This window comes from Phenylobacterium aquaticum (assembly GCF_947378715.1).
Lineage (GTDB): Bacteria > Pseudomonadota > Alphaproteobacteria > Caulobacterales > Caulobacteraceae > Phenylobacterium > Phenylobacterium aquaticum_A.
In genome coordinates, this window is sequence record NZ_CANCLE010000138.1 from 1 (window position 1) to 10,779 (window position 10,779).

Here is a 10,779-nt window from a genome sequence, read left to right on the forward strand (position 1 = left end):
CTCGACTACTACAAGGCAGGCTGAGACGATGGGGACGACGCGGCGCGCGGTCCTCGCGAGCGGACTGCTGGCGCCCGGCGCGGCGCATGCGGCAGGGAGCCAGACCGTGACCACCGACAGCCTGCGGGCCGATCTCGAGCACTATGTCGGCCTGGGTGCAAAGCTTGCGGGCGGGCCAGGCGACACGGGCGCCGGCGACTGGATGGACCAGAGGCTCCAGGGCCTGGGCTTCGCCACCACACGCCAGACGATCCGGGTCCCGACCTTCGATCTGACCCGGGCCGAGCTCATCCTGGGCGAGACCACCAAGCCGGTCCTGCCCCTGGCCATCGTGATCCCGACACCGCCAGAGGGGCTCTCCGGCAAGCTGGTCGTGGTCGAGCCCTGGGCCAAGGCCGGCGACCTAACCGGCGCCATCGCCCTCGTCCCCCTGCCCTATGCCCGCTGGTCCTCCGCCAAGGCCGAGGCCGTGCGCCGCCCGGTGGCCGCCGCCCTGGCCTCCGGCGCCATCGCCGTGGTGCTGATCACCACCGGACCAACCGGTGAGGCCATCGCCCTGAACGCCGACGGCGACAAGCCGATGTTCGACCGGCCGGTGGCGATCATCGGCCCCAAGGACGCTGCACAGTTCCTGGCCGCGGCGGGCGGCGTCGCGCGCCTCATGCTCACCGGCCAGGGCGGCTTCCGCCCCGCCTTCAATCTGATGGGCCGCCTGGATCGCGGGCGTGGTCGCTGGCTGGTGGTCTCCACCCCGCGCTCGGGATGGACCGCCTGCGGCGGCGAGCGCGGCCCGGGCGTCGCCGTCTGGATGGCGCTCGCCGCCTGGGCCAGCCGCGCCCGCCTGCCCGTGGACCTGGCCTTCGTCTGCAACAGCGGCCACGAATATGAGAACCTGGGCGCCGCCCGCATGCTGGAAGAGATCGCGCCCCGCCCGGCCGAGACCGCCCTGTGGCTGCACCTCGGCGCCAATGTCGCCGCCCGTGACTGGCACGAGATTGGCGGCCAGCTCGCGCCCCTGCCCAGCGCCGACCCCCAGCGAATCCTGATGGCGACGCCGGACCTGTTGTCGGCTTGCCGCGCCGCTTTCGCCGGTCAGCCCGGCCTGGAGGCGCCCTATGCCGCCGGCGCGGGGGCGGCCGGGGAACTGACCCACATCCTGGCCTCCGGCTATCCCAAGGTCGCCGGCGTGTTCGGCGCCCACCGCCTGCACCACGTCGTCGGCGACGACATGCGCTGCGTCGACGCCAAACTGACCGCCGACGCCCTGGCCGGCTTCAAGGCCCTGATCCGCGCGGCCCTGGCCTGAGCCGGTGACCGAGCGCACGGGCACGGCGGTGGTGATCGGCGCCACGGGCGGCCTGGGCGCCGCCCTGCTGGCGCGCCTGAGGGCCGAGGGGCGATATGAGGCGGTCCTGGGCCTCTCCCGGCGCCCGCCGCCCGACGATCCCCTCGCCCTGGCGCTCGACCTTGAGGATGAAGCCTCGATCGAGGCCGCCGCGGCGATGCTCGACGCTCACGCGCCCCTGCGCCTGGTGATCATCGCCACGGGCCTCCTGCACGGCCAGGGGCTCGCGCCGGAAAAATCCTATCGCGCCCTGGACGCCGACACCCTGGCGCGGGTCTTCCGCATCAACACCATCGGCCCGGCCCTGATCGCCAAGCATCTCCTGCCCCGCATGGCCCGCGAGGGCGCATCCGTGTTCGCCGCCCTGTCGGCTCGGGTCGGTTCGATCTCCGACAACCGCCTGGGCGGCTGGCACGCCTATCGCGCCTCCAAGGCCGCGCTCAACATGGTGATCCGCACTCTGGCGATCGAGCAGGCGCGATCGCGTCCGCAATCCATCTGCGTCGCCCTGCACCCGGGCACGGTCGACACCGCGCTCAGCGACCCCTTTCAGAAGGGGGTTCCCGCCGAACGGCTGTTCACCCCCGATCAGTCGGCCGAACGCCTGCTGGCGGTGATCGCGGGGCTGGGTCCGGCTGACACCGGCGGCTTCTTCGCCTGGGACGGCGCGGCCATTCCATTCTGATCCTGGCTAGGCACGGTCCAGGCGTAGCGTCGCGATGGCCACCGACAGCGCCCGTTCGTCCCGCGATCCCGTGTGCGCCCGGGCGGCCGGCACCTGAAAGGGCGGGGACAGGGACAGCAGGTTAGGGCCCTCGCCACCCCGTATTCGGAAGGCCCTGGTCCTCACCTCAGCCCATCCGCCGCGGTCTCGCACCACTCTGTGGCGCACAGCCACACCGTTCACATGCAGCCTCAGGTCGCCGATCGGATAGTCCTGAGTGATCCCATAGACCCGCAGGACCAGACGCCGACGCCCGGCCGGGACCGCAAAGGCCACGTCGGCCGACCTGTCGCCCCTGATCCACGCCAAGCCGATCCTGGGCTCATATGCATGGAAGCCCCGCCGCCCGGCCACGGCGCAGATCGGCGTCTCGCGCCCAAGCTCCGCCTTCCAGACGGCGTCAGGGCGCGGCGGCGACCCGTCCGCCCCCCTGGCTGCATGGACCGCGACCCGCCGCTGGAACCGACGCCGCGCCATCTCGTAGAGCGCCAGGTCCGCGGTGTTCAGGTCAACGATCCGGCGCATCTGTCCCGACGTAGGCGGCGTCGCCAACCTGGAGGAGACATTCTCCGCGTGGTTGGGCAGGGCGAAGGGCGCGCCCATCTCTGCGGCGACCAGCCTCAGACTCGCCCCCATCTCCTCCACCAGGCCAAATCCCATCCGCTCCAGCGCCGCCGCAGCTGGCGCGACGGCCGAGACCTGTGGTCTCCAGAACGCAGGATGGCCAGGGTCGCTCCGAGTCGGATCGCCGCACAACATCCGGCACATGCCGTCGCGCGTCTGGGCAAAGAGTTCGGGAACCTCGCCTGCCAGGAATTCATCGAGGCTGAAGCCTGGAGTAAGCCCCATCCTGGCCAGCACATCCTCCGGCGACCGACGTAGAAACCAGAACAGCGAGACCACCCTGTCCACGGGATGCCGCAGCATGGTGAAGGCCTGGAAACGCTCCCAGCGTTCGGCGAAGGCGTGGACCGGGAAGTGTCCGGCCAGGCAGCGCACCTGAGTCATGGCGGGCGACCCTATCAGGGCGTCGATGGCGTCGGGATGCAGATCGTCATCCTGCAACCGACGCAGATGCTGCTCTCCGAACAGGGCGCCCAAGGCCGTCAGGAATGTCGTCCCCGCGGTCTTGGGAATATGGACGAACAAGATCGGCCGCTGATCAGGCCCCCCTCCACCGGAATATTCATCCGCTGTCCGGCTTTGGACCAAATCCTCGGCAGGGTCTGAAACAACTCCGGGCTTCATTGAAACAATCGACACAGAAATCGCACCCGTCCCATGTTCCGCGGGCGGACCAATATTAAGAATCCAAACAGGAGATTGATTTAGCCGCAAGGTCAAGGCTGCGAAATCTCGCAAAACAGCGATCTTTCAACTTGCCCGCCAATATCCAGATATGGCGGAATTCCCGTGACGGGCTGCGGCCATCAGCTTCCAGGGTGATGTTCGCCATTTGCCACGCGCCGACGGCCCGGCCATTCTGGCCGCATCATCCTGCCTGGAGCCACCCCATGGACCTGATCCCCTCCTCGAAATTCTGGGTGGAGGCCGGCGACGACCTCCTGGAGGACATGATCACCCTGCGCCGGGCGATCCACGAGGAGCCGGAGCTGGGGCTGCACCTGCCCAAGACCACCGCCAAGGCCAAGGCGGCGCTCGAAGGCCTGCCGCTGGAGATCCATGAGGGGCCTTCCACCTCGGGCTTCGTCGCCATACTGCGCGGTCCCGCCAATGGACGCACCGTCCTGCTGCGCGGCGACATGGACGCCCTGCCCCTGCAGGAGGACACCGGCCTCGACTTCACGTCGCGCACCGACGGGGCCATGCATGCCTGCGGCCATGACACCCATGTGGCCATGCTGGTGGGGGCGGCCCGCGCGCTCTGCGCCCGGCGTGACCAGCTGGCGGGCACGGTGATGTTCATGTTCCAACCTGGCGAGGAAGGCCACCACGGCGCCCGCTGGATGCTGGACGACGGCCTGATCGATCCTCTGCCCGACGCCGCTTTCGCCCTGCACATCTCGCCCAACATCCCGACCGGGGTCTTCGCTGGCCGCGCCGGCCCGCTGCTGGCCGCCGCCGATGTCTTCCACATCACCGTCAATGGTCGCGGCGGCCATGCCTCCGCCCCGCATGACGCCCTCGACCCCATTCCGGTCGCCTGCGAGATCGTCACCGCCATCCAGGCCATGGTCACTCGGCGCATCCCGGCCTTCGATCCCGTGGTGGTCACGGTGGGCAAGATCCAGGCGGGGACCACCAACAACGTCATTCCCGAGGTGGCGGTGATCGAGGGCACGATCCGCTCCTTCTCCGAGCGCTCGCGCGAGCTGGCCCACGAGGGCCTGCGCCGCCTCGCCCCCCACATCGCCCAGGCCCACACCGCCGATGCGACCGTCGAGGTCATCCCCGGCTTCCCGGTCACCGTCTGCACCAGCGAGGCCGCCGCCCTGTTCGAGCGCACGGCGGAGCAGCTGTTTGGCCCCGGCGCCTGGCGCACCATGCCGTCACCGGCCATGGGGGCCGAGGACTTCGCCTATGTGCTGCAGAAGGTCCCCGGCGCCATGGCCTTCCTGGGCGCGACGCCGGAGGGCGGTGACTGGCGTTCCTGCTGCGCCCTGCACTCCAACCGCATGGTGCTGGACGAGCGGGTGATGGCGCGGGGAGTCGCCATGCACTGCGCCATGGCCGAGACCTATCTGTCCAAGGGCTTCGATCTCGAGGCCTGAGGCCCGTATTTTCAGGAGACGATATTTTGAGAAATCTATTCAGCGTCGAGGGCAAGGTGGCGGTCGTCACCGGTGGCAGCCGGGGCATCGGCGAGATGATCGCCCGGGGCTTCGTGGAGAACGGCGCAAAGGTCTATATCTCCTCGCGCAAGGCGTCGGTCTGCGATGGCTTGGCGCAGGAGCTGTCGAAGTACGGGACCTGCATCTCCCTGCCCTTCGACCTGTCGAACATGGAGGGCATCCAGGGACTGGCCGCCGCGGTCGCCGCGCGCGAGCCCAAGGTCGACATCCTGGTCAACAACGCCGGCGCCACCTGGGGCGCGCCGATCGACGACTATCCCGAGGATGGCTGGGACAAGACCGTCGACCTCAATGTGAAGTCGATCTTCTTCCTGACCCAGAAGCTCTTGCCGCAACTGCGCGCCGCCGCCACCCATGAGCATCCGTCCCGGGTGATCAACATCGCCTCGGTCAACGGCATCGAGCCTCCCGGCCTGGAGACCTACGCCTATTCCACCTCCAAGGCCGGCTGCATCATGCTGACCCGCCACCTGGCCAAGCGCCTGGCCAGCGAGAACATCCTGGTCAACGCCATCGCGCCGGGCCCCTTCCAGAGCCATATGATGGCCGCCACCCTGGCCCGCGCCGGCGACGCCATCGCCAAGTCCAACCCGCGCGGTCGCATCGGCACGCCGGAGGACATAGCCGGCGTGGCGATCTTCCTGTCCAGCCGCGCCAGCGCCTACACCACCGGGGCGGTGATCCCCTGCGACGGCGGGTCGGCGGAAGTCTGAGCCGCGCCATCAAAGCCCGCTGGACGAGGGGGGCCTAACCGGCACAATGACTGCCTCGCGCCGCCATGGCGCGAGGCGTCTTCCTCTGTCGACGCCGAAAGTCCGGAGAGCTTGAGTGCCCCTGCGCGAAGATCTGGTCGACCTCATCGAGCACGACAACGCTCTGGCTCAGAAGCTGCTGCACGATCTGGCGGGCCATCTGCCCCACTCGGCCGACGCCTGGCTGCTGGTCGCCCAGGCTCACGACCGCCGATTGGAGTTCGACCAGTCCCTGGCCGCCTATCGTTACGTTTTGACGCTCGATCCCAAGCACGCCTACGCCCTCGGCGGCGTGGCCTTCGCCCTGCTCAGCCTCGGCCAGGACCAGGCGGCCTTGGCGGCCTATGGCCAGGCCGCGGCGATCACCTCCAACGCGCACCATCTGCGCATGGTCGGTCTGCTTCAGCACCGGCTCGGCCAGCTGAACGACGCAATCACCACCTATGAGCGCCTGCTGTCCGGCGTTAAGCCGACCAGCCCGGAGATCAACCCCTCCCTCCAGGATCTGGCCCGCACCCTGCGGGACGCGGACCGACCGCTGGCCGCCGACCAGCACATGCGCCACCTGATCAGCCGGTTCCAGGCCGCCCCGGAGACCGTCGCCTCGGGCCTGGTGATGTTCAACACCGGGACCGACCGGCACGAATGGTCTCACTACGCCGACAAGGGCGTCTTGGCCGAAGTCCTGACCCGCCGACAGGCCGTCGACCCGCACGGCGCCCGCGCGCCCGAATCCTTCGTCCTGCCCCGCGACCGCGAAGCCCTGGCCGCCTTCGCCGCCAGCGACCGCGCCCCGAGCCTCTACATCGTCAAGCCGATCCGCAGCAGCGGCGGCCAGGGCATCGAGCTGGTGACCCAGGTCGGCGAGGCCCTGGACCGCCAGGACGTGGTCGTGCAGCGCTATATCGACCGCCCCTATCTGGTGGAGGGCCGCAAGGGCCACGCCCGGATCTATGGTCTGATCGCTTCGGTCTCGCCCCTGCGCGCCTATGTCTATTCCGAAGGTCTCGTCCGGTTCGCGCCCACCCCCTACGACGCCAGCCCCGAGAATGCTGGCGACGTGTCACGGCACATCACCAACACCGCCCTGCACACCGGCCACCCGGACCTGATCATCAGCCAGGATCCGTCCCAGGAAGATCAGGGGGTGATCTGGACCCTGTCGGCCCTGCTGCGGCGGATCACCGCCGATGGCGGCGATGGCGACCAGACCTTCGCGGAGATCAGCCAGCTGGTGGCCTGGTTCGTGCGCCAGCTGCGCGCCGAGGGCCTGTTCGCGCGCCAGGCGGCGGCAAGCCCGCCCCGCGCCTTCTCGCCGAAGCTGTTCGGACTGGATGTGCTGGTGGACGCCGATGGTCATCCCTGGCTGATCGAGATGCAGCGGGCGCCGGCCGCGCGCGGCGCGCCCCTGGTCGAGCGGGTGAATGGCGAGCTGTTCTGCGACGTCTTCCGGATGAGCCATGGGCCGCTGATCGAGGACGGCATGCCGCCCGACGAGATCGCCCGGCTGGTCTCCGATCCCCAGGCTCGCCTCGAGCGCGAGGCCCAGATCGAAGCCGCTCAGCGAGGGCGGTTCATCGCCCTGGACCTGGGGGCAGAGGTCTGAGGAGCGCTCTCTACAGGCGGAAGTCGGTCTCTTCCTTCGGGAACATGGCCTTGAGGTCCTGGATCACCACGCCCGGCTTGCCCAGCGCCCGGATCGCGTCGAGCCCCATGGCGCGGAAGGCGCCGTGGGCGACCGCCACCACCACCCCGTCATAGGCGCCCGCCTGAGGGTGGGCGACCGGAACGACGCCATATTCGTGCCGCGCCTCCTCGGCGTCGACCCAGGGATCATGGACGTCGACAGCGACCTCGTAGCCTTCGAGTTCGCGCACGATGTCGATCACGCGGGTGTTGCGCAGGTCGGGGCAGTTTTCCTTGAAGGCCAGGCCCATGACCAGGACCCGGGCGCCGCGCACCTTCACGTCGCGCCGGATCAGCGCCTTGACCATGGCCTCGGCCACATAGGCGCCCATGCCGTCATTGATCCGCCGGCCGGCGAGGATCACCTGGGGATGGTGGCCGACCGCCTCGGCCTTGAAAGTCAGGTAGTAGGGATCGACCCCGATGCAGTGGCCGCCGACCAGGCCCGGCTGGAACTTCAGGAAGTTCCACTTGGTCCCGGCCGCCGCCAGAACCTCCTGAGTATCTATGCCCAGGCGATTGAAAATCATCGAGAACTCGTTGATCAGCGCGATGTTCAGGTCGCGCTGGGTGTTCTCGATCACCTTGGCGGCCTCGGCCACCCGGATCGAGCTGGCCAGATGGGTGCCCGCCGTCACCACCGCTCCATAAAGGGCATCGACAAAGGCGGCGGCTTCCGGCGTGGAGCCCGCCGTCACCTTGATGATGCTCGACAGCCGATGCGCCCGGTCGCCGGGATTGGCGCGCTCGGGGCTGTAGCCGGCATGGAAGTCCTGGTTGAACGTCAGGCCCGAGACCTGCTCGATCACCGGCACGCAGTCCTCTTCCGTCGCCCCCGGATAGACGGTGGACTCATAGATCACCACCGCGCCCTTGGAGATCGCCCGCCCGACCGTGCGGCTGGCCGACAGCAGGGCGCCGAGGTCCGGGCGCTTGTGGGCGTCAATGGGTGTCGGCACCGTGACGATGAAGACATTGCAGGCGGCGAGATCAGCCTCGTCCCGCGACAGCTTCAGACGGCTGGCCGCCTTCAGTTCGCTGGGGTCGACCTCAAGCGTCCGGTCATGACCCGACTGGAGCTCGGCGATCCGCGCCTCGCTGATGTCAAAGCCCACCACGTCGTAGACGCCGGCCAAGGCGACAGCGAGGGGCAGGCCGACATAGCCCAGGCCGATGACGCCAAGCTTGGCGGGGGTCTGGGTGAAAGGATTCAGAAGCATGCCGGACTCGCGGAATGTGCGCGCGGACCGGCGCACGTTCCGTAACTAGACCATTTCACCTTCTGTCGCCTATCCGGCGACGGCCATTTCCGGGTTCTTGGCCTTGGCCAGGCGGGCGACCAGGGCCTCGTACTGGGCCCAGAGGCCCTTGGGCATGCGGTCGCCGAACTTCTCATAGGCCGCGGGGATCAGGGCCGCCTCCTCCGCCCAGACCGCCGGATCGACGGTGAGCAGCAGCTCAAGCTGGGCTTCGGTGAGGTCCAGGCCGGCGGTGTCCAGGGCGCCCGGGGCCGGCAGGCGGCCGATCGGGGTTTCCTTGGCCTCGGCATGGCCCTCCAGCCGTTCGACGATCCATTTCAGCACGCGGCTGTTCTCGCCATAGCCCGGCCAGACGAACTTGCCGGTCTCGTCCTTGCGGAACCAGTTGACGAAATAGATGCGCGGCAGCTTGGACGGGTCCGCCGCCTCGGCGCCCATCTTCAGCCAATGAGAGAAGTAGTCGCCCATGTTGTAGCCGCAGAACGGCAGCATGGCGAAGGGGTCGCGGCGCAACTCGCCGATCTTGTTTTCAGCCGCGGCCGTGCCTTCCGAGGCGACGTTGGAGGCCAGGAACACGCCGTGGGCCCAGTCAAAGGCTTCCGTCACCAGCGGCACGGCGCTGGCGCGACGACCGCCGAACAGGATGGCCGAGATCGGCACGCCCTTGGGGTCTTCCCATTCCGGCGCGATCACCGGGCACTGGGCCGCGGGCACGGTGAAGCGGGCGTTGGGGTGGGCGGCGGGCTCGCCGGACTCCGGCGTCCAGGGACGGCCCTTCCAGTCGGTCAGATTGGCCGGCGGGTGCTTGGTGAGACCTTCCCACCAGACGTCGCCGTCCTCCGTGAGCGCCACATTGGTGAAGACGCTGTTGGAGTGCAGCGAGGCGATGGCGTTCTTGTTGGTCTCTTCGCCCGTGCCCGGCGCGACGCCGAAGAAGCCGGCTTCCGGATTGATGGCGTAGAGCTGACCGTCCTCGCCGAAGCGCATCCAGCAGATGTCGTCGCCGATGGTCTCAGCCTTCCAGCCCGGCAGGGTCGGCTGCAGCATGGCCATGTTGGTCTTGCCGCAGGCGCTCGGGAACGCGGCGGACACATAGTGCACCTCGCCTTCCGGAGAGGTCAGCTTCAGGATCAGCATGTGCTCGGCGAACCAGCCCTCGTCGCGGGCCATCACCGAGGCGATGCGCAGGGCGTAGCACTTCTTGCCGAGCAGGGCGTTGCCGCCGTAGCCCGAGCCGTAGGACCAGATCTCGCGGCTCTCGGGATAGTGCACGATGTACTTGGTGTCGTTGCAGGGCCAGGCGACGTCGGTCTGGCCGGACGACAGCGGGGCGCCGACCGAGTGCAGGGCCGGCACGAAGAAGCCGTCCTCGCCGAGCTGGTCGAGGGCGGCCTGGCCCATCCGCGTCATGATCTTCATGGATACGGCGACGTAAGCCGAATCCGTGACCTCTACGCCGATCGCGCTGATCTTCGAGCCGATCGGGCCCATCGAGAACGGCACCACATACATGGTGCGGCCGCGCATCGAGCCGGAGAACAGCGGCTTCAGGGTGGCGCGCATCTCGTCGGGCGCCATCCAGTTGTTGGTCGGACCGGCGTCGGCTTCGTTCTGCCAGCAGATGTAGGTGCGGCTCTCGACGCGGGCGACGTCGCGCGGGTCGGAGTTGGCGTAGAAGGAATTGGGGCGCTTGGCCGGGTTCAGCGGGGTCAGGGTGCCGGACGCCACCAGTTCGGCGGTCAGGCGGGCCCACTCCTCTTCCGAACCATCGCACCAGTAGACGCGGTCGGGCTGAGTCAGCTCGGCGACCTCGCGCACCCAAGCCAGCAGCTTCTTGTGCTGGGTCGGGGCCTTGTCCAGGCCAGGAATGGCGGCGTCGATCACAGGGCTTTCTCCCTCGCGGCGGAGACCTTGGGAGCACATCCCAAAAAGCCGGTTCCACCATCAATGCTTGGCTTGCTCGTAGCCGCCCAGACGAGCGGGAGCAAGACCATATGAGGGCCTTTTATCTTGATCCCTCAACACGATGCCTGCGGTAAGGCGCCGCGATCCCGCGCGTTGCGAAACGTCCGTGATCCGAAGAGCTTAGAGCGCGGTGTGATCCGAGCCGTTCTCGGCGTGGGTCATGGCGGCGCCGAACGGGGCCCAGACCAGGGAGAAAAACGCCTGGTTCATGTCGGTCAGCATCTGCAGGCCGAAG

General features: G+C 68.5%; 8 protein-coding genes. 5 read left to right on the forward strand and 3 right to left on the reverse strand.

Annotation, left to right across the window (positions count from 1 at the left end):
* Nucleotides 1-106: 106 nt before the first annotated feature.
* Nucleotides 107-1,306 (forward strand): hypothetical protein, encoded by a 1,200-nt coding sequence (locus Q7P21_RS15835; protein WP_304177838.1) that lies wholly within the window; start codon nt 107-109, stop codon nt 1,304-1,306.
* Between the two features lie 4 nt (nt 1,307-1,310).
* The gene (locus Q7P21_RS15840) at nt 1,311-2,030 is read left to right on the forward strand and encodes an SDR family NAD(P)-dependent oxidoreductase (RefSeq protein ID WP_304177840.1); all 720 of its coding nucleotides are present in this window, start codon (nt 1,311-1,313) and stop codon (nt 2,028-2,030) included.
* A 6-nt stretch (nt 2,031-2,036) separates the two neighbouring features.
* Here the strand turns inward: Q7P21_RS15840 and Q7P21_RS15845 are convergent, their stop codons facing one another.
* Nucleotides 2,037-3,218 (reverse strand): sulfotransferase family 2 domain-containing protein, encoded by a 1,182-nt coding sequence (locus tag Q7P21_RS15845; protein ID WP_304177842.1) that lies wholly within the window; start codon nt 3,216-3,218, stop codon nt 2,037-2,039.
* Nucleotides 3,219-3,583: 365 nt separating this feature from the next.
* On the opposite strand from Q7P21_RS15845, the gene Q7P21_RS15850 reads away from it, so the two are divergent.
* The 3 genes from Q7P21_RS15850 to Q7P21_RS15860 all read left to right on the forward strand — a co-directional run bounded on the left by Q7P21_RS15850 (nt 3,584) and on the right by Q7P21_RS15860 (nt 7,240).
* Nucleotides 3,584-4,801, forward strand: a complete 1,218-nt coding sequence (locus Q7P21_RS15850; RefSeq protein ID WP_304170304.1) for a M20 family metallopeptidase — start codon at nt 3,584-3,586, stop codon at nt 4,799-4,801.
* Nucleotides 4,802-4,827: 26 nt separating this feature from the next.
* Nucleotides 4,828-5,595, forward strand: a complete 768-nt coding sequence (locus Q7P21_RS15855; protein ID WP_304170303.1) for an SDR family oxidoreductase — start codon at nt 4,828-4,830, stop codon at nt 5,593-5,595.
* 115 nt (nt 5,596-5,710) lie between these two features.
* Nucleotides 5,711-7,240, forward strand: coding sequence for a hypothetical protein (locus Q7P21_RS15860; protein WP_304177843.1), 1,530 nt, complete (start codon nt 5,711-5,713; stop codon nt 7,238-7,240).
* Between the two features lie 10 nt (nt 7,241-7,250).
* On the opposite strand, the gene Q7P21_RS15865 is transcribed toward Q7P21_RS15860, so the two are convergent.
* On the reverse strand, nt 7,251-8,540 hold the full coding sequence (locus tag Q7P21_RS15865; protein WP_304177844.1) for a nucleotide sugar dehydrogenase: 1,290 nt from the start codon (nt 8,538-8,540) through the stop codon (nt 7,251-7,253).
* A gap of 69 nt (nt 8,541-8,609) precedes the next feature.
* Nucleotides 8,610-10,463 (reverse strand): phosphoenolpyruvate carboxykinase (GTP), encoded by a 1,854-nt coding sequence (locus tag Q7P21_RS15870; RefSeq protein WP_304177846.1) that lies wholly within the window; start codon nt 10,461-10,463, stop codon nt 8,610-8,612.
* Nucleotides 10,464-10,779 lie beyond the last annotated feature (316 nt).

What these genes read in the sequence shown, in the direction of transcription:
- Q7P21_RS15865 (WP_304177844.1), bottom strand. Translation starts at nt 8,540, where the DNA reads ATGCTTCTGAATCCTTTCACCCAGACCCCCGCCAAGCTTGGCGTCATC.
- Q7P21_RS15850 (WP_304170304.1), top strand. Translation starts at nt 3,584, where the DNA reads ATGGACCTGATCCCCTCCTCGAAATTCTGGGTGGAGGCCGGCGACGAC.